Raw genomic sequence first — 25,536 nt, 5'->3', positions numbered from 1 at the left:
GGGATCAGATCAGGCTCGTCACCTTGTTGATCAGCGTTGTGAACACGCTCGGCAAGCCGCCGCTGGTGCTGCTGAGGATCACGCCGACCGCCGCCAGCGCGACCACGACGATACCGGCCAGCACGGCATATTCGAGCGAGCTGACGCCGCGCTCGTCACGCAGCAGGGACTTGACGTATTGCAGCATGGCAACCTCCGTGTAACGGGTCGGTGACCGACCGTTGAACGAAAAGACGCGCTGTTGCTCCGGCGGTTGCGCAGGACCTTCGCCCATTGCGATCCATGCGCGCAACCCTGGCACGAGGTCGCGCGCATCCCCCCGGAATCCTCCCGACTACTGCAAGCGCGACGCGCAACGACGACGTCGATCGTTGCGTGCCTGCGCCCTTGGCGCGGTCTGTTCCACACGAAGCAACCGCGCCGATTCGTCTAGGGTATAGACAATTTTTCAGGCGAATTCAAATAATTTGGCGTCGGAATGCATTTATGGATTTCCCCCTTCAACGGTGAAAGCCGTGCCGCTCATTTGCCGTCATTTTTTCTCGCGGCACTTCGAATGATTCGCGTACCGAAACAGGCAAGGCATCTGTTGAGGCACATGATTTACCGATCGGCAACCGAACCGTTTCCATTCGCTTTATCGGCATGCGGAACCGATCCAGATACACCCGTCTCACCGCGACGGCCCTGTCGATCCGGCAAAAACGACGTGCTCGCATCACGTCTTCCCGATTACCCTTCCCCGTCTTTCCGCCCCGATTAGGCAAGCGATTTCCACGCTGATTCATGCTCGCCGGCATCGCGATTTTCCATTCGGCAATTGCCGGATTCAGCATCCTGCTTCAATCGATATGATTGGAATCCTGAATTGATTTCCAATGCATGTGAGTGCGGCGCTCGTCCGCACATGACGGAACGCCATGCACGGCAGTCCGCAAAGCGCCGATAAGCATAGTTCAAATCGTTGCTTGTCCGCCCCCGGCACGTCATCGAGAATGACCCGACGGGCTCAGGCCCGGCCTCGTCCCCCAACGTCCCGGATCCAACGATTCATGCTTCCACTGCGCCTGCTGCGATCGCTGCTGATCGCGTCCCTCGTTGCGTTGCCGGCCGCTGCCGCGCACGCCGGTCAACCCGCCACCATCCGCATCGGCGTCGCCCAGCAAGGCGCCGGCGATCCGCCGACCTTCGGCGGATCGAGCGCCGCCACCGTGCAGTTGCAGCAACTGGTCGAAAAGGAATTCGCCGCCGACGGCATCAAGGTGCAGTGGCTGTTCTTCAAGGGCGCAGGGCCCGCCGTCAACGAGGCGATCGCCAACAAGGCGCTCGACTTCGCGTACCAGGGCGACCTGCCGGCCGTGCTCGCCCGCTCGAACGGGATCAGGACGCACCTGCTGCTCGCCGCGAGCGTGCGCTCGGGCGTCAAGATCGCGGTGCCGCCCGATTCGACGATCCGTTCGATCAACGAGCTGAAAGATCGCCGCGTATCGATTTTCCGCGGCACCAACCTGCAGCTCGTCGCCGATAACGCGCTCGCGAAGAACGGCCTCGGCGAACGCGACCTGCGCGTGATCAATCTCGACTCCGCCAGCTCGCTCGCCGCGCTCGCGTCGAAAGGCATCGATGCATCGGTGGGCGACTATCAGCTGTACAAGCTGCGCGATGCAGGGCTCGCGAAGATCATCTACGAATCGCAGAACGACGGCCCGCAACTGACGCGCCAGACTCACCTGCTCGTGCTCGACGATTTCGAGCGCGCGCACCCGGACATCGTGCAGCGCGTCGTCACCGCGTTCGTGAAGGGCGCGCAATGGTCGTCCGACGAGGCGAACCGCGATGCGCTGTTCAAGCTGTGGGCGAAGAGCGGCGTGCCGTATGCGTCGTGGCAAGCCGACTATGCGAACCAGCGCCTGAAGGACCGCCTGTCCCCGCTGATCGACCCGTTCCTCGTCGCGCGCTACAAGGCCGTCGCACAGGATGCGCTGAACCTGAAGCTGATCCGTCAGCCGGTCGACGTCGATGGCTGGTTCCAGCCGAAGTATCTCGACAATGCGTTGCGCACGCTGAAGCTCGACCACTACTGGCAGCGATACGACGCAGCCGGCAAGCCCCTCTCCTGATCCGGACCCGCCCCGATGAGCGACACCGCGTTTCCCGTCCCGTCGTCCGAGCCGCACGCGCTCGCCGCGCAGCCGCGCCGCGCGGCAGGCGTGCGGCGGCTCGCGTGGCAACTCGCGCCGTGGGCGCTGCCCGCGCTGCTGTTCGCACTGTGGACCGTCGGCAGCGCACGCGGCTGGATCGCGCCGCAAATCCTCCCGCCGCCCGAGCGCGTGGTCGAATCGCTGAACGATCTCGCGACGAGCGGCGACCTCGCACGCCACACGCTGATCAGCCTGCAGCGCGTGCTCGTCGGCTTCGCGGCCGGCACGCTGCTCGGCTTTTCGATCGGCGTCGCACTCGGCCTGTCGCGCACGCTCGAAGCCTACCTGCTGCCGAGCTTCAATGCGCTCGTGCAGATTCCGGTGCTCGGCTGGCTGCCGTTCCTGCTGCTGCTCGTCGGCGTCGGCGAACCGCTCAAGTACCTGCTGATCGCGCATGCGGCACTCGTCCCCGTCACGCTCAGCACGTTGCAGGGGTTTCGCCAGACGCCGCCCGCCCTCGACGAAGTCGCGCGCGTGTTCGGCTACACGCGCCGGCAACGCATCGTCCACGTCGTACTGCCGGCCGCGATTCCGACGCTCGCGACCGGTGTACGGCTCGCCTTCACGAAGTCGTGGCTCGCGCTGGTCGTGGTCGAGCTCGTCGCATCGTCCGAAGGGCTCGGCTACCTGATCGTGTACGGGCGGCAGCTGTTCCAGCTCGATCTCGTGATGGCGGCCGTGGTCGTGGTCGGCGCGGTCGGCCTGCTGATCAACCGGGCGCTCGACGCGCTCGAAGCGCGCCTGCGCCGCGGCGTGCCTTCCGCGTTTCGCGGCTGAACCGGCCTGCCCGCCCAATCGAAGGAGACTCACCCGTGCCACATTCCGCCACGCGGGACGAAACGCCGGACACTACGGCCGCCCGCCGCCTGCATGCGCCCGACTGGCGCGGCTTCGTGCTGCCGCTCGTCGCGTTCGCGCTCTGGTGGGCCGCCGCTTCCGCACACCTCGTGAAAAGCGGGCTGCTCGTCGGCCCCGCCGACGTGCTGCACACCGGATGGGCGCAGGCCACGAGCGGCGCGCTCGGCCGCGCGCTATCCGCGTCGCTCGCACGCGAAGCGTGCGGCTTCGCGATCGGCGCGACGGGCGGGTTGCTGCTCGGCGCCGCGCTCGGGCTGTCGCGCGTCGCCGCGCGGACGGTCGGCCCGAGCTTCGACACGTTCAAGCAGATCTCGCTGTTCGCGTGGATTCCGCTGATTTCCGTATGGTTCGGCCTCGGCGACGCCGCCAAGGTCGTGTTCCTGTCGCTCGCCGCGCTGCTGCCCGTCGCCGCGCACACCTGCGACGGCATTCACGCGGTGCCGCGCGCGTACGTCGACGTGGCCCGCGCGCTGCGCTACTCGCGGCTCCAGCTCGTCCGCTACGTGATCCTGCCGGCCGCGTTGCCGTCGATCTTCACCGGGCTGTATCTCGGCCTGATCTATTCGTGGCTCGCGACGCTCGGCGCCGAATACCTGCTCGTCGCGGGCAGCGGGATCGGCAACACGTTGATCGACGGCAGCGAGCAGTTCCGGATGGATCTCGTGCTGTTCGGGATCATCGTCGTCGGCGTGACCGGCTGGGCACTGAATGCGATCGCGCGGGCGATCGAGCGCACGGTGCTGGCCCGGCGCGGCGACCTGTCGCGCTGATCGCCCTTTCCTTTCCTGCCGCTCCTCTCTTCGCACCGCCATGACGACCCTCGCCTCCGATTCGCTCGACATCCTCCATGTGAGCAAGCACTACGCACAACGCGGCGCAGCGCTCGCCGTGCTCGACGACGTATCGCTGCACGTGCGCGCCGGCGAATTCGTCACGATCGTCGGCGCCAGCGGCTGCGGCAAGTCGACGCTGCTGCGGCTGGTCGCCGGGCTCGACACCGACTACACGGGCGAAATCCGCGCCGGCGACGAGCGCGTGCGCGACACATCGCTGCAACGCGGCATCGTATTCCAGGATCATCGGCTGTTCCCGTGGCTGACCGTCGAGCAGAACATCGGCGCCGCGCTGCGCAACGCGCCGCTGGACGCCGCCGCGAAACGCCGCGCGATCGCGGATCACATCGCGCTCGTCGGGCTGAACGGCTTCGAGCACGCCTTTCCGAACCAGTTGTCGGGCGGGATGGCGCAACGCGTCGCCATCGCGCGCGGCCTCGTGAACCGCCCGCGCGTGCTGCTGCTCGACGAACCGTTCGGCGCGCTCGACGCGCAGACGCGTACTCGGATGCAGAACGAACTGCTGCGCATCTGGGAACGGGAGCGCATCACGATGATGCTCGTCACGCACGATGTCGACGAAGCCGTCTATCTCGGCGACCGCGTCGTCACGATGGCGCCGCGCCCGGGCCGCATCGAGCGTATCGTCGACGTCGCGCTGCCGCGGCCGCGCCGGCGCGATTCGCCTGAATTCGCGCGATTGCGCAACACGGTGCTCGCCGATTTCGGCGACAGCGAACCGCCGCGCGACGACGGCACGGGCGGCAAGCGCATCGACACGCCGCGCCCGCACCGGATCGGAGAATGGCGGCTCGCCTGGTAGGCGCGCGATGGGCCGCGTCGTTCAGCACCACGACACATATCGTTCATCGCAGCGCGCACGCTAAGGTTGTGAAGATTCATCGGTTCCGGTTCCGCACGGTCCCTGCTTGAATGGAGATTCGACCGACCCGACTCCAGGAGACTCCCGATGTCCGAAGTCCAGCACGCCGCTCACCCGTCTTCGCATGCTTCGCACGCCGCGCCGCGTGCGGCCGCCGTCCCGCTTCAGCTTCGCCAGGTCGCCGGCCGGATCGGCGCCGAGATCGCCGGCGTGCGTCTGTCGGCCGCGCTCGACGACGCGACGTTCGACGCGATCCAGGCCGCACTGCTGCGCCACAAGGTGCTGTTCTTCCGTGGCCAGCAGCATCTCGACGACACCGCGCAGGAAGCCTTCGCACGCCGCTTCGGCAAGACGGTCGCGCACCCGACCGTGCCGTCCGTCGACGGCAGCACGCACCTGCTCGAACTCGATTCCGCGCACGGCGCCCGCGCCAATTCGTGGCACACCGACGTGACCTTCGTCGATGCGTACCCGAAGATCTCGATCCTGCGCGCAGTCGTGATTCCGCCGTTCGGCGGCGATACCGTCTGGGCCAACACGGCCGCCGCGTACACGCACCTTCCCGACCCGCTGCGTGCGCTCGCCGACACGCTGTGGGCGCTGCACACCAACGCATACGACTACGCGTCGACGCACGTGCATGCCGACGACACGCAACTGAAGCGCTATCGCGAAGTGTTCACGTCGACCGTCTACGAAACCGAGCACCCGGTCGTGCGCGTGCATCCTGAAACCGGCGAGCGCACGCTCTTGCTCGGACACTTCGTGCAGCGGCTCAAGGGGTTGTCGTCGCAGGATTCCGCACACCTGCTGCAGGTGTTCCACGAGCATGTGACGCGCCTCGAGAACACCGTGCGCTGGAACTGGCAGGAAGGCGACGTCGCGATCTGGGACAACCGCGCGACGCAGCACTACGCGATCAACGACTACGGCGATGCGCGCCGCGTCGTGCGCCGCGCGACCGTGCACGGCGACGTGCCGGTCGGCATCGACGGCCGCCAGAGCGTCGTGCTGAAGGGCCCGGGCGCGACGCTGCAGTAACGCCCACCGATCGCGGCGGCGCCCGTTGCCGCGCGCCGCCGCGCGATTCCCTGCAGGACACCCGACCATGAACCTTCCGCCCCCGGCCCAACGCTTGCACGCGCAACGATGTCGGCCATCCATCCCGCCCACTTCCGCCAGGAGCGTCGCATGAGCGCCCTACTCGAACCCGCCGCCCAGCCGGTCGACGTGATCCCGCTGTCCGCCCATATCGGCGCGGAAATCCGCGGTGTCGACCTCACGCAACCGTTGACCACGCCGCAGATCGCGGCGATCCGCGCCGCGCTGCTGACATGGCGCGTCATCTTCTTCCGCGAGCAATTCCTCACGCACGAGCAGCATGTCGCGTTCTCCGCGCAGTTCGGCGAACCGACGGTCGGCCACCCGGTGTTCGGGCACGTCGACGGTCACCCTGCCGTCTATTCGATCGCGAAACTTCGCAAGGCGACGCGCTTCGAAGGCGAACCGGTGCGCCGGCCGTGGACGGGCTGGCACACCGACGTGACGGCAGCCGTCAATCCGCCGTGGGCGTCGATCCTGCGCGGCGTAACGATCCCGCCCTACGGCGGCGACACGCACTGGACCAACCTCGTGCGCGCCTACGAAACGCTGTCCGCGCCGCTGCGCGGCTTCGTCGACGGCTTGCGCGGCATTCACCGCTTCACGCCGCCGGCCGGTGCGCGCGCCACCGGCGCGTTCGACGAGGCCGTCGAACGCCGCCCGCTCGTGACCGAGCATCCGCTCGTGCGCGTGCATCCGGAGACCGGCGAACGTGCGCTGTATGTGAGCCCGAGCTTCCTGAAGTCGATCGTCGGGCTCGCGCCGCGCGAAAGCCAGGCGTTGCTCGAACTGCTGTGGGAACACGTGACGCGGCCGGAATTCACGATCCGCTTCAAGTGGGAACCGCGCAGCATCGCGTTCTGGGACAACCGGGCGACCGCGCATCTCGCGCCCGTCGACATCTTCGATCTCGACTTCGACCGCCAGCTGTACCGCACGACGCTGACCGGCGACGTGCCGGTCGGCCCCGACGGCCGGCCGTCGGTCGCGCTCGAAGGCTCGCCGGTCGAAGCGGCGGCGGCCGTCGCGCTCAACTGATCGCCATCGGCACCGGCGCGCCCGGGCGCGCCGGCCCCTTCTCCGTCAATCGAGCCACACGCCGTCGAACCGGTGCCCGCCGAGCGGCGAAAACGTCAGCCCGTGGACCCGCTTGGAAATCGGCAGCGACACGATCGACGTCGCGATCGGCGTGAACGGCACCTGGTCCTTGAACACCACCTGCGCCTGCTCGTACAGCGACGTGCGTTTCGCGACATCCGCGTTCGAGCGCGCCGCGCCGACGAGTCGTTCGAAATCCTGATTGCACCACTTCGCGAGGTTGCTGCCGTGCACCGCGTCGCAGCCGAGCAGCGTGCCGAGCCAGTTGTCGGGGTCGCCGTTGTCGCCCGACCAGCCGTACAGGATCGCGTCGTGCTGGCCGTCGTGCTTCGCGCGGCGGTTGTATTCGCCCCATTCGTAGCTGACGATCTTCGCGCGCACGCCGATCTTCGCCCAGTCCTGCTGGATCAGTTGCGCCATCAGCTGCGCATTCGGGTTGTACGGGCGCTGAACCGGCATCGCCCACAGCGTCAGGTCGAAACCGTTCGGGAAGCCGGCCTGCGCGAGCAGCGCCTTCGCGGCGGCCGGGTCGCGCGGCGCATCCTTCAGGCGCGGGTTGTACGACCATTGCGCGGGCGGCATCGGGTTCGTCGCGATCTTCGCGTCGCCGTTGAACACGGTCTTCACGATCGCCGCCTTGTCGATCGCGATGTCGAGCGCGCGCCGCACGTCGACGCGATCGAGCGGCGCATGCTGCGTGTTGTACGCAACGAAGCCGACGTTGAACCCCATTCCCGAGAACAGCGACAGTTTCGGGTCGCGCCGCACCGTCTCGAGATCGGCCGGGCGCGGGAACACCGACACCTGGCACTCGCCGGCCACCAGCTTCTGCAGCCGCGCCGCCGGATCGGGCGTGATCGCGAACACGAGGCGCGCGAGCTTCACGTCGTCCGGTTTCCAGTAGTCGGGGTTCGCTTCGTAGCGGATCAACGCATCCTTCTGGTACGTACGCAACAGGAACGGCCCCGTGCCGACCGGGAACTGGTTGATGTCGGACTCGCGATGGCGCGCGGCAAGCTGCGCCGCATATTCGGCCGACAGCACCGATGCGAACGCCATCGCAAGATTGCGTACGAACACGACGTCGGGCGTCTTCAGCACGAAGCGCACCGTGTAGTCGTCAACCTTCTCGATGCGCTCGACGTTGCGGTCGAAACCGAGATCGCTGAAGTACGGAAAGACGACCGGGTAGGCCTTGCGAAACGGATCGTCGGGATCGAGCATGCGGCGGAACGTGAACACGACGTCGTCGGCCTGGAACGGCCGCGTCGGCTTGAACCATGCGGTCGTCTGGAATTTCACGCCGCGCCGCAGGTGGAACGTGATCGTGCGCTGGTCGGGCGACACGTCCCAGCTCGTCGCCAGCGACGGTTCGAGATCGAGCGTGCCGCGCTTGAACTGCACGAGCCCGTTGTAGATCGTGTACGTGCTCGCGTCGAAATCGGTGCTCGTCGTGTGCTGGCCGGGATCGAAGCCGGCCGGGCTGCCTTCGGTGCAGTACACGAGCGTCTTGCCCGCGGGCGCGGCGAACGCGTGAGTCGCTGCGCCCGCGAGCAGCAACGACGCGGCGATGCAGCGGAGCGCGACCGCGGCATGCGATACGCCGCGCACCCGGCGCGCGGCTGACGAAACGAAAGGATTCTTCATGATGGCAGAGGGAAGGAAAGGCTGTCATGCGAATGACGACGGACGATCTTCGCGCGCCTCGCGCCGATCGCTTACCAATTAATTCGGCGTTGCTTATCGACACGGCTGCATCCCGCTGCCCGTGCGCGGGAACGTCCACGCAAGCGCCGGACGACGGCCCGGTGGCCGTTCGCGCCACGGCCTTCCGGCCCCCTGCAGATTCTCCGGAATGGGTGCATCGTATCGGCTGGCAAACAACGGCACCGGCACGCCGGGATCCACCCGGCACGGCTGCGCCGCCGATTCCTGGAGAACCCACGATGTCGAACAGCCCCGATACGTCCGCTCGCCCCGTGAAGTCGCCGGGCCCCGACCATCCGATCACGGTCGAGCCGCATCCGTCACGCGTGGTGGTCAAGGTGGCCGGCAAGGTCGTCGCCGATACGCGCCGCGCGCTGGCACTGCGCGAAGCCAGCTATCCGGCCGTGCTCTACCTGCCGCGCGAAGACGCCGACATGGCGCTGCTGCAACGCACCGACCATGCGACCTACTGCCCGTACAAGGGCGATTGCGCGTACTACTCGATTCCCGCCGGCGGCGCACGTGCGGTCAACGCGGTATGGACCTACGAGCATCCGTATCCGGCCGTCGAGGCGATTCGCGGACACCTCGCGTTCTATCCCGATCGCGTCGACTCGATCGAGGAAAGCGCCGCCGGCGCGGATTGAGCAGCGCTGATTTGCATATACGCATTCGTTGGTTGGCCGCCGGGCGGCGCCGCCGTATCGTCCTGAATCCGGCGCGGGCCGGCCCGTTGCGTGCCTCGCCCGCATCCGGCCCGGTCCTGCGCCGGCCGCGCCGCCTTCGTGCGCGGCCCGAGAACCCGCTCGCAGGACGCTCCGATGAACGACACACCGCACGCAGACGTTGAAACGACCCCGGCGAACCCGCGCCGCCGCCAGTGGCTGCACGGCGCGGCCGCCGGGCTGGCCGGGCTCGCGCTCGGGCCGCTCGCGGCCCTGCCCGCCCGGGCCGACGACGGCGGCACGCGGCTGCGCATCGGCTTCCAGAAATACGGCAACTTCGTGGTGCTCAAGGCACGCGGCACGCTCGAGAAGCGTCTCGCGAGCCAGGGTGTCACCGTGCAATGGCTCGAATTCCCGGCCGGCCCGCAACTGCTCGAAGGGCTGAACGCCGGCGCGATCGACGTCGGCACGGTCGGCGAAACGCCGCCGATCTTCGCGCAGGCAGCCGGCGTCGATTTCGTCTACATCGGCAACGAGCCGCCCGCGCCGCAGGGCGAGGCGATCGTCGTGCTGCCCGATTCGCCGATCCGCACCCTCGCGCAACTGCGCGGCAAGAAGGTCGCGTTCAACAAGGGCTCGAATGTCCACTACCTGCTGGTGAAGGCACTCGAGCATGCGGGCCTCACGTATGCCGACATCCAGCCGATCTACCTGACGCCCGCCGACGCGCGCGCCGCATTCGTGCAGCGCAGCGTCGATGCGTGGGTGATCTGGGATCCGTACCTGGCCGCCGCCGAGCGGCAGCTCGGCGCGCGCGTGGTCGCAAACGGCGACGGGCTCGTGCGCAACACGCAGTACTACCTCGCGGCGCGCAAGTACGCGGCCGCACATCCCCAGGTGTTGCGCGCCCTGCTCGATGAAGTCGACGCGGTCGATCGCTGGGCGCGCGATCACGTTCCCGAGGTCGCCGCGCAACTGTCGCCGCTCGTCGGCCTCGACGCGCCGACGCTCGAAGTCGCGCTCAAGCGCGCCGGCTACGGCGTGCAGCCCGTCACCGATGCGACGGTCGCGTATCAGCAGAACATCGCCGACGCGTTCAGTGCGCTGAAGCTGATTCCGGGCAAGCTGTCGGTGGCCAGCGCGCGCTGATGCGTCACGACGCAGGCGTCGCGCCGATGCGCCGCCATTCGTCGTAGTCGGTGACGAGGCCCGCGTCGTCGATCCCGAGATCCGCCGCATACGTGCCGCTCTCGTAGCGATACATGCGGGGCGCCGTATGCGTATAGCGCTGTTCGCCGCGCACGAGGTCGAAATCCGGAAAACGCAGCCACGCGGTGCGAATCGCGGCCGATTCGCCGACGGCAAGCGCCAGCCGCCGGATCGGCAGCGTATTGGTCGACGGGCTGAAGCCGAGATCGATGTCGGTTGCGCCCGCGAGCGCCAGTGCATCGACGCCGCCGATCGTCCATTGCCCGGCCTCGCAGGCGATATCCATCTGCCGTGGCGGCGCCGTGCCGCTCCACCGTGTCACGCGCGCCGCGCGCGTGAGCCAGTCGATGCCGCACGCGATCGCGTAGTCGATGCGAAACGGCGTGCCGTCGATCGCGCCCGACACCGAACCCGACAGGTCGATGCCCGCTGGCGATTCGACGAGCCGGCACCATTCGGCGGCCTGCCACGTCTGCACGATCTGCCATGCGACGCAGTGCGTGCGTGTGGCTTCGTTCCGTTGCGTCATCTCGTGGGCTCCTGTCGGTCGCGCGGAAGGAAGCCGATTTTCGCTCACGATGCCGACGAACGCACGCGGCTTCGGCGACGGGCGCCGCTTCGCGGCCGCCCGCCCCCGCGCCGGCGCCGGTCGCGCGCCGGCCGATAGTGAGTATCGGTCCGGCACACACCGTCGCGCCGCCGCTGCTTTGGTACCATCGGTCGATCGGCAAAAATCGAACCGGACGACACAAGGCGCGATCTCATGGATTTGTTGGCGGCGATGCGCATCTACGTCAGGGTCGTGGAGCGCGGAACGATGTCAGGCGCGGCGCGGGATCTCGACATGGGTCAACCGGCCGTCAGCGAACGCATCGAGAAACTCGAAAAGCATCTCGGCACGCGGCTGCTGATGCGCAGTGCGCGCACCCTCGCCTGCACCGAGGAAGGCCGCCTCTTCTACGAACGCAGCAAGGCGCTGCTCGAGGCGGCCGAAATGGCGGTCGCATCGGTATCGAAGACGGAAAACGCGCTCGACGGCACGATCCGGCTCGCGGCACCGCAATGCTTCGGCGAGGCCGTGATGCCGGGGGTGCTGATGCAGATCCGCACCGCGTATCCGAAACTGCATATCGACCTGGTGCTGAACGACGATATCGTCGATCCGGTCACCGAAGGCGTCGACATTTCGATCCGCGTCGGCCAGCTCGGCGACGGCGGGTTCGTCGCGTACGCGCTCGGCGCGGTCGGCCGTGTGCTCGTCGCCGCACCGTCGTATCTGGACCGGCACGGCCCGATCGAAACGAAGGCCGATCTCGCGAACCATCCGTTCATCCGCGTGAAAGGCGTATTCGCGAGCGAACAGGTGCCGCTGCAACGTGACGGCAGCGCGGTCGAATACGCACGGATCCGGACGATCATGACCACGAGCCACTGGCGCCCGATGTTCGACACGATCGCGGCAGGCGGCGGCATCGGCGTGGTCCAGCAACCGGCTTGCGCCGACGCGCTCGCGCGTGGCCAGCTCATCCGGATCCTGCCGCAGTACGACGTCCCCGACTTCGCGTTGAATGTGCTGGTGCACGCGCAGCGGCCGCTGCCGCCGCGCGTGCGGACCGTCGTCGACCTGCTGAAGCAGGCACTCCCGCCGCTGCTGGCGAAGCGCCGCCCGTAGCCGTCACCGGCCACCGGCCGCCGCCGTCACGCCTGCAGCGACTTGCCGGGCTCCTTGACGTGCGCGTCGACTTCCATCTGGTAGAAGCGTGCGCTGACGAAGCCGAACAGCGTCCAGCCCAGGAACACGCACAGGCCGCCGAGCATCAGCGCCTGCTCGCCCGAGCTGAACAGCGCATAGAAGCTGTACGCGGTGGCGACCATCGCGATCACGTTCGTCACCAGCGCCTTGCCGGGCGGCACCTTCGCAACCTTCTGGATCGTGATCAGCGCGGCCATCGACATCACGTAAGGCACGAGGTTGGTGACGACCGCGAGATCGACGATCTTCTGGAACTGGCTGCTCAGTTCCGGGCTGATCGTCATCAGCGCCAGCGCAACCTGCGCGACCAGCAGGATCACCATGCCGACGATCGGCGTACCCGTGCGCGTCGCACGGGCGAACACGGGCAGGAAGTAGCCGACGTCCGCCGAGCTCTTGAACACCTGCGCGACCGTGAACTGCCAGCCGAGCAGCGAGCCGATGCACGCGATCACCATCAGCGCGGTGACGATCGTGCCGACGGTCGGCGTGAACATCGTCGCGAATGCGATGCCGAACGGCGCGTTCGACTTCGCGAGGATCGCGTTGGGCACGATGCCCGCGATCACGTTGGTCGACACGATATAGAAGATCGCCGATGCGATCGTGCCGCCGAGCACGGCGATCGGCACGTTGCGCTCCGGATTTTCGACGGCGTCCGAGTTCGCGCACGCCGATTCGAGGCCGAGGAACGCCCACAGCGTCACCGCGATCGAGCCGCCGACGGCCGGCCCGAACGGCATGTTGTTCGGGTTCCATGCGGCGCCCCAGGTGGCGCCGCTGAACCAGAACCAGCCGATCAGCGACACCACGACGACCGGGATGATCACGCCCCACACCGTCACCGCACCGATCCGGCCGGTGATGCGCGAGCCGCCGAAGTTCGCGACCGTCGTCAGCACGAGCAGGAAGATCGTCCACAGGCCCGTCTGCAGCGGCGACAGCGTCGCGTCGAACAGCACGGTGCCGTAGCCGACCGCCGTGACGCCGATCGCAACGTTGGCGATCACGAGCGACAGCCCGTACGTATAGTTCGCCATGTAGTTGCCGGCCTTGCCGAACGCGTATTCCGCGTAGCCGCCCATCCCGCCCGGCTTGCGGCTCAGCATCCCGCAGCGCGCGAACGCATAGGCCAGCGCGAGCGAGCCGCCGGCCGTGACGATCCACGACAGCAACGAGATCGTGCCGACCTGTGCGAGCTTCGACGGCAGCAGGATGATGCCGGAGCCCATCATGTTGACCGCCGTGAGGATGGTCAGCTGCCAGACGTTCATCCGGTTCTTCGGCGCGGCCGCCGGGGCCGCGTCGGTCATGCGCGCTGCGTTTTCCATGGTGTCGATCCTTCGATGTGAGGCCGCCAGGCGGCCATTCGCTCGTTCGTCCGCTCAGACGCTCACGCCGTCAGGCAGTACACGCGGTACGTGCCGTCCTCGACTTCCACGCCGTGCGTGTCGTGCGCAAAGCCCGGAAAGCGCCGGTCGTATGCTTCGAGCGCCTTCAGGTAGCCGAGCACCGGGCCGCCGGCCGGCCCCGCGTTCTCGCCCGGCATCAAGAGCGGAATGCCCGGCGGATACGGCACGACGCCGGTGGCGACCGTGCGCCCGGCCAGCTCGTCGAGCGCGACCTGCTCGACGCGGCCCTGCACGAGATGCTCGTACGCGCGCACCGGGCTCATCTCCGGCGTCGGCAGGATCGAGAACGCCTCCGACATCAGCCGCGTCGTGCCGAGCTGCTCCATCGCCGCGAACATCGTGTCGGCCAGGTCCTTCAGCCCCATGCCCGCATAGCGCGAGCCATGCTCCTTCGCGAGCGACGGAATCGCCATGTCGAGCGGCAGGTTCGCGTCGTAGTCGCGCTTGAAGTCGCACAGCGCGCTGACGAGCGAGCCCCACTTGCCCTTCGTGATGCCGATCGAGAACAGGAACAGGATCGTGAAATCGGTCGTCTTCTCGACGACGATCCCGCGCGCGTCGAGATACGCGGTGACGACGCTCGCCGGGATGCCGACCGGCATCAGGCCGCCGGCCGGTGCGACGCCCGGCGTGACGATCGACACCTTGATCGGGTCGAGCATGCAGTAGCCGTCCTCGATGTTGCCGAAGCCGTGCCATTGCGCGCCGGGGCGCAGCACCCAGCACGCCGGGTCGCTCGCGAGCAGCTCGGGCGGCGCATCGTGGAACGGCAGCGTGCGGCCCGTGCGCGCCTCGAGCACGGTGTCGGGCTGCCAGCATTCGAAGAACCAGTCGCCCTTCGCGCCGAATTCGCCGTTCATCCGCGCGATCATCTGGCGGAACGCGACGGCCTCTTCGATCGACTCGTGTGTCAGCGCGGCGCCGCCGGGGCCGTCCATCATCGCCGCGGCCACGTCGTTCGACGCGATGATCGCGTAGTTCGGCGACGTCGATGCATGCATCATGAACGTTTCGTTGAACTGGGCATGCGGAATCGGGCTGCGGCCGTCGCGCACGTGGATGTACGACGCCTGCGACAGCGCGGTCAGCAGCTTGTGCGTCGACTGCGTCGCGAACACCGTGGGGCGGTCCGCGCGATGGTCGCGCGGGTCGCCGTGCATCGCATGGCGGTCGCGGTAGATCGGGTTGAAACGCGCGTAGCCATACCACGCTTCGTCGAAGTGCAGGCGATCGACGCTCGCGCCGAGCAGTTCTTCCACGCGCGTGACGTTGTAGCAAAGGCCGTCGTACGTCGAGTTCGTGATGATCGCGTGCTTCGGCTGGCGATCGGCCAGCCCGGCCGCGAGCGGATTCGACGAGATCGCCTCGCGAATCGCCGTCTGCGTGAGGCGCTCTGAGGCGATCGGCCCGATGATCCCGTAGCGGTTGCGCGTCGGCACGAGGTAGGTCGGAATCGCACCCGACATCGTCATCGCATGTTCGGCCGACTTGTGACAGTTGCGGTCGCACAGCGCGATCTGGTCGCGGCTCACGCTCGCCATCAGGATGATGCGGTTCGACGTCGACGAGCCGTTCGTCACGTGATACGTGCGATGCGCGCCGAACACGCGCGCCGCATAGCGTTCGCTTTCGCCGATCGGGCCCGAGTGGTCGAGCAGCGAGCCGAGTTCGCCGACCGAGATCGACAGGTCCGAGCGGAACAGCGCTTCGCCGAAGTATTCGAAGAATGCGCGGCCGACCGGCGATTTCAGGAAGCCGGTGCCGCCCGTGTGGCCGGGCGTATGCCACGAGTATTCGTAGACGCGGGAGAACTTCGCGAGCGCGCCGAACATCGGCGGCAGCACGGTCGAGCGATAGCGCTCGATCGCCGCGTGGATGCGCCCGCCGATGAAGTCGGCGGTATCTTCGAGCAGCCACACGAAATCGTCGACCTTGCCCATCACCGCCGACGGCACCGTCGACGCGACGCTGCGGTCGGCCAGCAGGAAGATCGGCACGTTCGCGTTGCGATGCCGGATCGCATCGACCACGGCCTCGGACGGCCCGTGACCGTCCACGCCGAGATCCCAGTCGAGCAGCACGCACTGGATCGACGGGTCGGAGCGGATCAGCACGATTGCATCGTCGGCGGACGTCGCCGTGAGCACGTCGATACCGCGCTGCACGAGCTCCGCACTCAGCGTGCGGACCGCGCGCCCGGTGGCGGTTTCCTGCGTGATTTCATCGTCGACCAGCAGTGCACGCATGCCGAGACGACGAATGCCACCGACAGAAGTATTCATGTTGTTGCCCTCGCTGTTGCGTTGCTTCGATTGGTATTGTTCGTCTCACGAGCACGCGGACAGCAGGTCACGGGCAGCGGCATGAGACGCTCGCAATTCCGGCTTGATTCGCCATCCAATTCGGAGCCGACTATGCCATAGATGCTTTTCGATGAAAAGCTGACGATTCGTTGAAACCATCGGCGCCTTTCAAATCGGATTTCATAATTGGATCATTTTTATGTGCACCGCAGCATGTCAATTCCCGATTATTTGATCATTCTCATCCTTCAATGACATTATCGATTCCGGTCGATTGAATTCGCGGCCTATTGTTGCTACGATCGGCTGCGCCGGGCATGGTCCGATCGCGGCTGTGCCGCACCGCGCAAGGCTATATCGAGCCGCGCGCATTCGGCATTCAGCATTCGCGGGAGCGTTTCAATCGGCTGCGGCGCATGTCGGATCAGGACGACGCGCCGGCGCGAATCGCGCTCCCGCTTCCGCACATTTACGGGAGAGTTCGCGTGAGTCTGTTGAAAATCGCAGTCGAGCCGGCGCTGATTGGCGCCTTCCTCACCACGCACGAACAGGTCGACGTATTCCAGACCGATTTCACGAATATCGCGGCAATCGTGGTCGGAATCGATTCGGCGCAGAAAGTGCTGAAAGCCGTCGAAAAAACCGGGTTCGCGATTCCGTTCTTCGTCGCGGTCGAGCCCGACCAGGAAGTGCCGCCGTCGATCCTGCCGAGCGCGAGCGGCGTGATCCAGCTCCGGCACGGCGGCCGCCACTATTACGGCCGGCAGATTTCCGCCGCCGCCGACATCTACAGCGAGAATCTGCTGCCGCCGTTCTTCAAGGTCATGCGCGAATACGTGCAGCGCGGCTACGTCGAGTTCGACTGCCCGGGCCACCAGGGCGGCCAGTTCTTCTCGAATCACCCGCTCGGCCGGATGTTCTTCGACTTCTTCGGCGAGACGATCTTTCGGGCGGACCTCTGCAACGCGGACGTCCGGCTCGGCGACCTGCTGATTCACGAAGGGCCCGCGCTGGAAGCGCAGCGCAACGCCGCGCGCATCTACAACGCGGACAAGACCTACTTCGTGCTGAACGGCACGTCGACCTCGAACAAGGTCGTCACCAGCGCGCTGCTCGCGCCCGGCGATCTCGTGCTGTTCGACCGCAACAACCACAAGTCGGTGCACCTCGGCGCGCTCGTGCTGTCCGGCGCGCGGCCCGTCTACCTCGAAACCGCGCGCAACGCGTGGGGCCTCATCGGCGGCGTCGACAGCGCGGCGCTCGGCGAAGCGCGCATTCGCGACGCGATCCGCGACGTCGCGCCCGAGCGCGCCGACCTGCCGCGCCCGTTCCGGCTCGCCGTGATCCAGCTCGGCACCTACGACGGCACGATCTACAACGCGCGCGAAATCGTCGACCGGATCGGGCATCTGTGCGACTACATCCTGTTCGATTCGGCGTGGGTCGGCTACGAGCAGTTCATCCCGATGATGCAGGACTGCTCGCCGCTGATGCTGACACTCGGCCCCGACGATCCCGGCATCTTCGTCACGCAGTCGGTGCACAAGCAGCAGGCCGGCTTCTCGCAGACGTCGCAGATCCACAAGAAGGACAGCCACATCGAAGGCCAGAAGCGCTTCTGCGACCACCGCCGCTTCAACAACGCGTACATGATCCATGCGTCGACGAGCCCGTTCTACCCGATGTTCGCGGCGCTCGACGTGAACGCGCAGATGCATGCGGGCCCGGCCGGCAAGCGCCTGTGGCGCGACTGCGTCGCGCACGGTGTCGACGCGCGCAAGCTGCTGATGAAGACCTGCCGCCAGATCCGCCCGTTCGTTCCGCAACAGGTCGACGGCCGCCCGTGGGCCGACTACCCGACCGAGCAGATCGTCGACGACCTGCGCTTCTTCCGCTTTCACCCGGCCGACACGTGGCACGGCTTCGAAGGCTATGCGGACGACCAGTACTTCGTCGATCCGTGCAAGCTGCTGCTGACGACGCCCGGCATCGATCCCGACACGCACGAGTACGCATCGTTCGGCGCGCCGGCGCCGATCCTCGCGCGCTACCTGCGCGAGCACGGCGTCGTGCCCGAGAAGGCCGACCTGTACACGATCCTGTTCCTGCTCACGCCGTCGGAGAGCTTCGGCAAACTGCAGCATCTGGTTGCGCACCTCGCGCAGTTCGAGCGCCATCTCGACCAGGACACACCGCTGCGCGAAGCGATTCCGTCGCTGTGCGAAGCCTATCCGGAGCTGTACGGCACCATGCGCTTGCGACAGCTGTGCCAGCGCATGCACGACTTCTACCGCAGCCACGACATGAAGCACCTGCAGAAGCAGATGTTCCGGCGCGCGCAGTTCCCGAAGCAGGCGATGCAGCCGCAGGCCGCGAACGCCGAGCTGATCCGCAACAACGTCGAGCTCGTCACGCTCGACCGCATCGAAGGCCGGATCGCGACCGAGGGCGCGCTGCCCTATCCGCCCGGCATCTTCTGCGTGGTGCCCGGCGAAGCGTGGGGCGGCCCGGCGCTCGATTACTTCCGTGCGCTGGAAGCCGGGATCAACGCGCTGCCGGGCTTCGAGCCGGAAATCCAGGGCGTGTACCTGGAGACGAAGCCGGACGGCACGAAGCAGGCATCGGCCTACGTGGTCGCGGCAGGCGCCGACGCGTCGCGCGCGTAGGGCGGCCCGGCGGCCGCGCGCCGCTCACGGCCCTTCTTCGAGACCGCCGCCCATCGCACGAACGGGCGCGGGAACGGGGACCGGATGCGCGTGGCCGCAGGCGGCGCAAATCCCACCGGCGCGGCCGCGATTGCGTCGCGACAACGTACACGAGAGCGGCACTTGCATGCGCCCCCGGCATGCGCTACCGTCCTCCTTTCCGGGATAACCGAAGCCTCGCCTCGAAACCCATCCGTCGATTCGATCCGATGCGGCCCCGCCCCTGCCCGGCGCTGTCGCGTCGACCGTACAGGAGGGGTTTGCGATGGACGTTCGCGTGTACCTGCTGGCCGCCGCCGTATTCCTGGCCGGCGTCGCCGAAAACATCTGCGTCGGCATCCTGCCGGCGATCTCTGCCGGCCTTCACGTGTCGATTGCGGCCGCCGGCCAGCTCACCACGATTTTCTCCGCCGTATTCGCACTGGCCGCGCTCGTGGCAGCCGGCTGCGTCGCGCGCGTCGAACGGCGCACCGCACTGCTTGCGGCCCTCGGCACATTCGCGGCCGCGAACCTGTTTGCTGCCGCGAGCCCCGGCTATGCGAGCCTGTTCGCCGCGCGCGTGCTGATGGCTGCGAGTTGCGCGACGCTGATCCTCGTCGCGACGCGGTTCGCGGCCGAACTCGCGCCGGCGGCGCAACGCGGCCGCGCGATCGGCATCGTATTCATGGGGATCAGCGCATCGCTCGTGCTCGGCGTACCGATCGGGATGCGCATTGCCGAATGGGCCGGCTGGCGCGCAGTGTTCGTGTCGATCGCCGTGCCCGCGCTGCCGCTCGGCATCCGGCTCGCCCGCCGGCTGCCGCGCATGGCGCCTGCCGCGGCCGGCGCGCCCGGCGTGCCGTCGTATCGCGCGGTACTGTCACGGCCGCGCCTGCTGGCTGCGCAACTCGTCTCGATCGCGATGATCGGCGGGCATTTCACGCTGTTTGCGTATCTCACGCCGTATCTGCAGGCCGTGCTGTCGCCCGGTGCGGCCGCACTCGAAGGGTTGTACGTGGCGTTCGGGATCGCCGGCGTGACCGGCGCGTGGCTCGGCGGACTCTTCTCGGACCGGCTCGGCGCGTCACGCGCGCTGTGCGCATGCCCGGCCGTGTTTCTCGTCGCGATGGCGATGCTGCCGGCGGCCGGTGCATCGCCGCTCGCGTTCGTGCCCGCGATGATGCTGTGGGGTGGCATCAGCTGGTCGATCTCGCCGATCGTGCAGAACTACCTGATCCATACCGCGCCGTCGCTGGCCGATGCGAGCGTCGGCATCAACGTGTCGGCCATGCATGCGGGCGTCGCGCTCGGGTCGGCGCTCGGCGGCGTGCTCGTCGGGCGCGATGCCCTGCTCGTCACGCCGTGGGCCGGGTGCGCGCTCGTGGCCGTCGCGCTGGCATGCGCGTGCGTTGCGGCACGGCCCGCGCGGCAGGCCGCCCGCGCCTCGTGAATCGTGACGGACGGCGCCATGCGCGCGCCCGCCGCATCACCACGCCTGCCGGTAAATCGCCAGCGCGTCAGCCTCCGTCACCTCGCGCGGATTGTTCACGAGCAGGCGCGTCTGCAGCATCGCATCCGACGCCATGCGCGGCAGGTCGCTCTCGCCGATGCCGACTTCGCGCAGCGTGCGCGGAATACCCGTCGCGACGATCAGCCGGTCGATTTCGGCGATCAGCGCGTGCGTGCGCGCTTCGTCGCTGCCCGTCGCCGACGGCGCGACGATCGCCGCGAGTTCCGCATACAGCGGCGCGGCCGCCGGCGCATTGAAGCGCAGCACGTGCGGCAGCACCAGCGCGTTCGACAACCCGTGCGGCACGTGGAAAATGCCGCCGACCGGATAGGCCAGCGCATGCACGGCCGCGACCGGCGCATTCGCGAACGCCTGCCCCGCGAACATCGCGCCCACCAGCATCGCTTCGCGCGCGTGCCGGTTCTGGCCGTCGTCGCACGCTGCCAGCAGGTTGCGAGACAGCAGCGTGAGCGCGTGCGTCGCGAGCATGTCCGACACCGGATTCTTCAGCCGCGCGGACGTATAGGCCTCGATCGCGTGCACCATCGCGTCGATGCCCGTCGCGGCGGTTGCCGCGCGCGGCAGGCCGAGCGTGAGTTCGGCGTCGAGAATCGCGACGTCCGCGAACAGGTGCGGCGACACGACGCCCATCTTGCGCGCCTCGCCGACCGTGACGATCGACACGGCCGTGACCTCGGAGCCCGTGCCGGCCGTCGTCGGCATCTGCACGAGCGGCAGCCGCGCGCTCGCGACCTTGTCGACGCCATACATGTCGGCCAGCGCCTGCTGCCGCGGCGCGAGCACCGCGATCAGCTTCGCGACGTCCATCGACGACCCGCCGCCCAGGCCAAGCACGATCTCGGCATCGGCCGCGACGGCCCGTTCGGTCGCCTCGAGCACCACGTGCTCGGGCGGGTCGGCGATCACGTCGTCGATCACCGTCACCTGCCAGCCGTGCGCGGCGAGGCTCTCCAGCGCGGGCGCGAGCACGCCGCTGCGATGCAGGAACGCATCGGTGACGACGCACAGCCGCGCGAGCGCCGGAAAGCGTTCGCGCAACAGCGGGCCGAGCCGGCGCGCGGCGCCGAATTCGACGATCTGCGTCGGAACGGTACGGAATTGAAACGGGTTCATCGGGTGCCTCCCGGTGGCGTCGCCGTGCCGGTGTCCGGCTGCACCATGTAGCGCGACACGTCGCGGCGATCGAGCAACGGAATGATGGCCCCGATCCCGATCCGCTGGAAATGCGGCGTTTCCCGATGCGCGTCGAGGCCGTCCGCGTCGCGGTAGCGCTCGAGGATCACGATGTGGTCGGGGTGCTCCGGCGACCGGAAATACGCGTAGTCGAGGTTCTTCGGCTCGGCGCGCGTGGCCGGCGCGAGTTCCGCGAGCAGTTCGACCACGCGGTCGCCGTTGCCGGGCTTCGCGAAGTAATGCGCGATCACCTGCAGGTAAGGTTCGTTCATGCTGCGCTCCGTGTTCGACAGAGGCCCGTCACGCCGACGGGTCGAAATTCCACCACGCGCTGTCGCTCGTCGACACCGCGACCGCCCCGTGCCGCCTCGCGCTGCGCACGTCGTCCGCGTTGCCGACGAAGCCCGACGCGACGATCGGCGGCAGCGCCTGCCGGTCGGCTTCGCTCAGGTGCGCGAGCATCGGCGCCGGCATCAGCTGCACCAGGTTCGGATCGCTCTGCTCGATCGCCTTCACGCTGCGCGGCCACGTCGAGCGGTCGGTCACGAACACCTTCTGCATCGTGATCAGCCCGGCGCGGTTCGCACGCTGGATCGTCGCGACGCGCGTCGACACCAGGCTCGCGACGCCGATATCGGCCAGATATTCGACGCCGCCCTTGTCCTGCGACAGCCCGTCGCAACTATCGATGTTGACGATCACGAACTTGCCGGCCCGGGCGAGCGCCGCGACAACCGCCTGCAGCCGGCGCAGGTCGACGTTCGCGACGATGCCGACCTCGGCCTCGCTGTCGATGAAGCTGTCGGCCTGCTCGACGCCATACAACGTGGCGATGACGGGATGACGGGCGAGACGCGCGCCCAGCGACTTGTCCATGACGTTTACCGGTCGACGTGCGGGCCGGTCTCGTCGCCGAGACCGAGCTTGCCGGGGTTGAGGATGTGTTTCGGATCGAGCGCGCGCTTCACCGTCTGCAGCACCGGGAACGCCGTGCCCAGCGAATCGCGCAGGTACGGCGAACGCAGCAGCCCGACGCCGTGGTGATGACTCAACGCTGCATTGTATTGGATCAGCACCGCGTTTGCCGCGTCCCATGCGGCGCGGTACCACGCGGCCCGCTCGGCCACCGCGACGTCGCCGCGCAGCGAGAAATACAGGCACGCGCCGTCCGCGTATGCATGCGACTGGTGCGCGGATCCGGCCAGCGTGCCCGGCACCGCCTGCAGCGCGGCCACCACGTCGCGATAGATCGCCGCGAGATCGCGCCAGCGGCCGCACATCTCCAGCGTGTCGGCCACGAAGCCCGGGCTGCGCTTGAAGCCTTCCGCGCTCTTGCCGGTCAGGTAGCGCGTGTCGAGCCACTTCTCGAAGATCGCGTCGCCGTCGAGCTTGCGCCCGCTTTCCTCGCCGACGCGTGCGCCGATCGCCATCACGGCGTCGACCATCTCGCGCACGCCTTCGTCGGCGATCAGCAGCACGTTCGTGTCGGGCAGGCCGAACTGCACGCCGCTCTCGAGCGCGTCGTAGAGCCGCAGTGCCGCCGGGTTCGCACCGCGTTGCAGGATCTCGCGGCACGCGTCGAGGCCGGCCGAGAACGTGTCGAAGCCGTACGCGATCGCGCGGCCGTAATCGGGCAGCCGATGCAGCTTCAGGCGCGCGCGCACGATGATGCCGAGCGTCCCTTCGCTGCCGATGAACAGTTGCTGCAGATCCGGGCCGACCGCCGCGCGCGAATAGCCGCCGAGCGTGACGAGGCTGCCGTCCGCAAGCACCACGTCCATCCCGAACACCATGTCCTCGATCTTGCCGTAGCGCGTCGACAGTTGCCCCGCGCCGCGGCATGCAATCCAGCCGCCCACCGTGCTGATCCCGAACGATGACGGCCAGTGCCCCATCGTCAGCCCGTGTTCGCGTTGCAGCGTGTCCTCGAACACGTCGCCGAACATCCCGGCTTCGACGTCGACGATCTGGCTCTCGGTGTCGACACCGATCAGCCGGTTCAGCCCGCACACGTCGAGCACGATGCCGCCGCGCACCGGCAGCGCCGCGCCCGTCACGTTGCTGCGGCCGGCGGACGCCGTCACCGGAATCGTCGCCGCGTGCGCGATGCGCATCACGGCCTGCACCTGCTCGACCGTCGACACGCGCACGACGACCGCATGCGGCGTCGCCGGCCGGCCGCCCGTTTCCGCGACCATCGACGCGGCCCACCAGTCGCGGGTCCACGCGACGACGTCGGCCGGCTGCGCGAGCACCTCGTCGGCCACCGCGCGCAGTGCGTCGACCTGCTGCGGCGATACCGCGACCGGCGCGCGCTGCATGCCGGCCTCGACAGGCGCGCCGCCGGCCGCCAGGTTCAGCGAGTATGGCGGCGGCGTATGCGCGCCGACGACGTAGTTACCGCGGTTGTAGCCGCGCTTGATGGCTTCCTTGCTGATCATCCGTGTTCTCCCATGAGGATGGCTTTTTCGAGTGCGATGGCGGCGACGTAGTCGCGCACCTGGCTGGCGACGGCCGCATCGGACAAACCGAGCTCCGCCTGAAGGATCGCGCCGACGCGCGGCGCCGCGCGTGCCGACGCATCGCGCGCCATCAGCCGCGCGCGGGTGCGGCGCGACAGCACGTCGTCGACGCTGCGCGCGAATTCGTGACGCACCGCATAGAGCACTTCCGCTTCGCTGTACGGCAGCCCTTCGACGATCGGCGCGAGCAGCGACGGCGCCGCATCGGCGAGGTCGCCGACGAAGCGCGCCTCGGTGCCGTAGCGTTCGCCGAGATGCGCGGCAAGCCCGCCCGATGCGACGATCGCCTGCGGGTCGTAGCCGGCCGCGCCGAGCAGGTAGGCCGATTTCGTGCGGCAGCGTGCGCGGCGGCCGAGCAGCTTGCCGACCGTATCGATCGTCTGCTCGGCCATGTGCCGCGACGTCGTCAGCTTGCCGCCGACGATCGTCACGAGCCCGTCGGGCGCGACGTGAATCTCGTGATTGCGCTTCATCTCGATCGTCTTGCCGCCCGGCGGCCCGACGAGCGGCCGGCATCCGGCGATGCTGCCGACCACGTCGTCCGCGCTCAGGTCGGTCTTCAGCGCGGAACGCGCGCCGTCCAGCAGGAAATCGAGTTCCTGCCGCGTGCAGTGCACGTCGTCGAGATCGCCGTCGTAGTCCTCGTCGGTCGTGCCGAGATACGACACGTTGCCCCAGCGCGTGATCGTCGCGCGGCGGTTGCGGCCCGGCACGGGGATCGTCACCGTGCAGTCGTTGCGGATCTTCAGCCACGGGATCGCGACATGCACGCCCTTCGCGGGCCGCACCTGCAACGCGGGCGCATCGCCCTTGCGCGCGCCGGTCCAGTCGCGCAGCCAGACGCCGGTCGCCATCACGACCACCCGCGCCCGCACGCGCCGTTCGCGGCCGTCGGCATGCACGATCGCGCCGTCGACCTTGCCGTGGCCGTCGCGCGTCAGCTCGACCACGCGCGCGTGGTTTGCGACCGCCGCGCCATGAAACGCGGCCGTGCGCACCAGGTTCAGCGTCAGGCGCGCATCGTCGACTCGCGCGTCGAAGTACAGGAAGCCGCCCGTCAGGTGGGTTTCGTTGAAGGTCGGGCAATGGGACAGCACCTCGGCCTTGGTCAGCTTCTGGTGCAGGATGCCCTCGCGCCAGCCGCCGGCGATGTCGTAGGTCCACAGCAGGCTTTCGAAGGCCTTCGCCAGGCGCCGGTCGAACACGCCTTCGCGCTCCATCACCGGAAACAGGAACGGCAGCCGCTGCACGAGATGGCGCGCGTTGCGCCGCAGCCGCTGCCGCTCGAGCAGCGAATGACGCACGAGCCCGAGATTGCCCTGCTCGATGTAGCGCAGCCCGCCGTGCACCATCTTCGACGATTTCGACGACGTGCCCGACGCGAAGTCGCTCTTCTCGACGAGTGCGACGCGCAGCCCGCGCAGGCTCGCATCGAACGCCGCGTACGCGCCCGTCACGCCACCGCCGACGATCAGCACGTCGAACGTATCCGTCTCGAGTCGTGCCAGATGCTCGTCGCGGTTCACGCGCAACGGTTCCGTGCCCGTCATGCCGGCCCGGTCCGTCCGGGGTTTTCTGGATGGCAAAAACATCATGCTGGTCG

Annotated in this window: 22 protein-coding genes; 11 read left to right on the top strand and 11 right to left on the bottom strand. The window is 68.0% G+C overall.

Going from position 1 to position 25,536, the window contains the following annotated elements; all coding sequences use genetic code 11:
* Positions 1-4: 4 nt before the first annotated feature.
* Together OHZ10_RS24275 and OHZ10_RS24270 are read right to left on the bottom strand one after the other, a co-directional pair.
* On the bottom strand, positions 5-187 hold the full coding sequence (locus OHZ10_RS24275; RefSeq protein WP_041493341.1) for a Flp family type IVb pilin: 183 nt from the start codon (positions 185-187) through the stop codon (positions 5-7).
* A gap of 313 nt (positions 188-500) precedes the next feature.
* On the bottom strand, positions 501-836 hold the full coding sequence (locus OHZ10_RS24270) for a hypothetical protein (protein WP_342705924.1): 336 nt from the start codon (positions 834-836) through the stop codon (positions 501-503).
* Between the two features lie 216 nt (positions 837-1,052).
* On the opposite strand from OHZ10_RS24270, the gene OHZ10_RS24265 reads away from it, so the two are divergent.
* The 6 genes from OHZ10_RS24265 (at position 1,053) to OHZ10_RS24240 (ending at position 6,914) form a co-directional block, all read left to right on the top strand.
* Positions 1,053-2,120 (top strand): ABC transporter substrate-binding protein, encoded by a 1,068-nt coding sequence (locus OHZ10_RS24265; protein WP_342705923.1) that lies wholly within the window; start codon positions 1,053-1,055, stop codon positions 2,118-2,120.
* A gap of 15 nt (positions 2,121-2,135) precedes the next feature.
* Positions 2,136-2,978, top strand: a complete 843-nt coding sequence (locus tag OHZ10_RS24260) for an ABC transporter permease (protein WP_174992696.1) — start codon at positions 2,136-2,138, stop codon at positions 2,976-2,978.
* Positions 2,979-3,013: 35 nt separating this feature from the next.
* Entirely contained in the window at positions 3,014-3,829 is an 816-nt protein-coding gene (locus OHZ10_RS24255) for an ABC transporter permease (RefSeq protein WP_174992697.1), read from the top strand.
* A 40-nt stretch (positions 3,830-3,869) separates the two neighbouring features.
* Complete coding sequence (locus tag OHZ10_RS24250) at positions 3,870-4,715, top strand: ABC transporter ATP-binding protein (RefSeq protein WP_342705922.1); 846 nt, start codon at positions 3,870-3,872, stop codon at positions 4,713-4,715.
* Between the two features lie 147 nt (positions 4,716-4,862).
* A complete protein-coding gene (locus tag OHZ10_RS24245; protein ID WP_342705921.1) occupies positions 4,863-5,816 on the top strand; it encodes a TauD/TfdA family dioxygenase in 954 nt (317 codons plus the stop codon).
* Positions 5,817-5,966: 150 nt separating this feature from the next.
* Positions 5,967-6,914, top strand: a complete 948-nt coding sequence (locus OHZ10_RS24240) for a TauD/TfdA dioxygenase family protein (RefSeq protein ID WP_342705920.1) — start codon at positions 5,967-5,969, stop codon at positions 6,912-6,914.
* A 45-nt stretch (positions 6,915-6,959) separates the two neighbouring features.
* Here the strand turns inward: OHZ10_RS24240 and OHZ10_RS24235 are convergent, their stop codons facing one another.
* A complete protein-coding gene (locus tag OHZ10_RS24235; protein WP_059237187.1) occupies positions 6,960-8,621 on the bottom strand; it encodes an ABC transporter substrate-binding protein in 1,662 nt (553 codons plus the stop codon).
* A gap of 299 nt (positions 8,622-8,920) precedes the next feature.
* On the opposite strand from OHZ10_RS24235, the gene OHZ10_RS24230 reads away from it, so the two are divergent.
* Together OHZ10_RS24230 and OHZ10_RS24225 are read left to right on the top strand one after the other, a co-directional pair.
* Positions 8,921-9,328: a DUF427 domain-containing protein gene (locus OHZ10_RS24230; protein WP_059237188.1), complete on the top strand. Its 408-nt coding sequence runs from the start codon at positions 8,921-8,923 to the stop codon at positions 9,326-9,328.
* 174 nt (positions 9,329-9,502) lie between these two features.
* A complete protein-coding gene (locus tag OHZ10_RS24225) occupies positions 9,503-10,495 on the top strand; it encodes a sulfonate ABC transporter substrate-binding protein (RefSeq protein WP_059237189.1) in 993 nt (330 codons plus the stop codon).
* A 4-nt stretch (positions 10,496-10,499) separates the two neighbouring features.
* Here the strand turns inward: OHZ10_RS24225 and OHZ10_RS24220 are convergent, their stop codons facing one another.
* Entirely contained in the window at positions 10,500-11,084 is a 585-nt protein-coding gene (locus tag OHZ10_RS24220) for a putative glycolipid-binding domain-containing protein (protein WP_342705919.1), read from the bottom strand.
* Positions 11,085-11,318: 234 nt separating this feature from the next.
* Here OHZ10_RS24220 and OHZ10_RS24215 point away from each other — a divergent pair, with 234 nt between their 5' ends.
* A complete protein-coding gene (locus tag OHZ10_RS24215) occupies positions 11,319-12,227 on the top strand; it encodes a LysR family transcriptional regulator (RefSeq protein WP_342705918.1) in 909 nt (302 codons plus the stop codon).
* A 26-nt stretch (positions 12,228-12,253) separates the two neighbouring features.
* Here the strand turns inward: OHZ10_RS24215 and potE are convergent, their stop codons facing one another.
* Both potE and OHZ10_RS24205 read right to left on the bottom strand, forming a co-directional pair.
* On the bottom strand, positions 12,254-13,639 hold the full coding sequence (gene potE / locus OHZ10_RS24210; RefSeq protein WP_059237192.1) for a putrescine-ornithine antiporter: 1,386 nt from the start codon (positions 13,637-13,639) through the stop codon (positions 12,254-12,256).
* A 62-nt stretch (positions 13,640-13,701) separates the two neighbouring features.
* Positions 13,702-16,002 (bottom strand): Orn/Lys/Arg decarboxylase N-terminal domain-containing protein, encoded by a 2,301-nt coding sequence (locus tag OHZ10_RS24205; RefSeq protein WP_059237193.1) that lies wholly within the window; start codon positions 16,000-16,002, stop codon positions 13,702-13,704.
* Positions 16,003-16,508: 506 nt separating this feature from the next.
* On the opposite strand from OHZ10_RS24205, the gene OHZ10_RS24200 reads away from it, so the two are divergent.
* Together OHZ10_RS24200 and OHZ10_RS24195 are read left to right on the top strand one after the other, a co-directional pair.
* Entirely contained in the window at positions 16,509-18,689 is a 2,181-nt protein-coding gene (locus tag OHZ10_RS24200; protein ID WP_174992702.1) for an ornithine decarboxylase, read from the top strand.
* Positions 18,690-18,993: 304 nt separating this feature from the next.
* Complete coding sequence (locus OHZ10_RS24195; protein WP_340625142.1) at positions 18,994-20,157, top strand: MFS transporter; 1,164 nt, start codon at positions 18,994-18,996, stop codon at positions 20,155-20,157.
* Between the two features lie 36 nt (positions 20,158-20,193).
* On the opposite strand, the gene OHZ10_RS24190 is transcribed toward OHZ10_RS24195, so the two are convergent.
* From OHZ10_RS24190 to OHZ10_RS24170, 5 genes are read right to left on the bottom strand one after another with little or no spacing between them, the layout of a single operon-like run.
* On the bottom strand, positions 20,194-21,351 hold the full coding sequence (locus tag OHZ10_RS24190) for an iron-containing alcohol dehydrogenase (protein WP_059237195.1): 1,158 nt from the start codon (positions 21,349-21,351) through the stop codon (positions 20,194-20,196).
* The gene (locus OHZ10_RS24185; RefSeq protein ID WP_059237196.1) at positions 21,348-21,683 is read right to left on the bottom strand and encodes a putative quinol monooxygenase; all 336 of its coding nucleotides are present in this window, start codon (positions 21,681-21,683) and stop codon (positions 21,348-21,350) included. The genes OHZ10_RS24190 and OHZ10_RS24185 overlap by 4 nt, the downstream gene beginning before the upstream one ends.
* Before the next feature lie 28 nt (positions 21,684-21,711).
* A complete protein-coding gene (locus OHZ10_RS24180) occupies positions 21,712-22,287 on the bottom strand; it encodes a glycerol-3-phosphate responsive antiterminator (protein WP_059237197.1) in 576 nt (191 codons plus the stop codon).
* Between the two features lie 5 nt (positions 22,288-22,292).
* Positions 22,293-23,852, bottom strand: coding sequence for an FAD-binding oxidoreductase (locus OHZ10_RS24175; protein WP_340625143.1), 1,560 nt, complete (start codon positions 23,850-23,852; stop codon positions 22,293-22,295).
* Complete coding sequence (locus tag OHZ10_RS24170; protein WP_174992706.1) at positions 23,849-25,528, bottom strand: glycerol-3-phosphate dehydrogenase/oxidase; 1,680 nt, start codon at positions 25,526-25,528, stop codon at positions 23,849-23,851. Before OHZ10_RS24170 ends, OHZ10_RS24175 begins: the two co-directional genes overlap by 4 nt.
* Between the last annotated feature and the right edge of the window lie 8 nt (positions 25,529-25,536).

Source organism: Burkholderia arboris, assembly GCF_038723655.1.
GTDB lineage: Bacteria > Pseudomonadota > Gammaproteobacteria > Burkholderiales > Burkholderiaceae > Burkholderia > Burkholderia arboris.
Note: the sequence above shows the minus strand (reverse complement) of the source record. Positions and strands in the feature narration are given on the sequence as shown.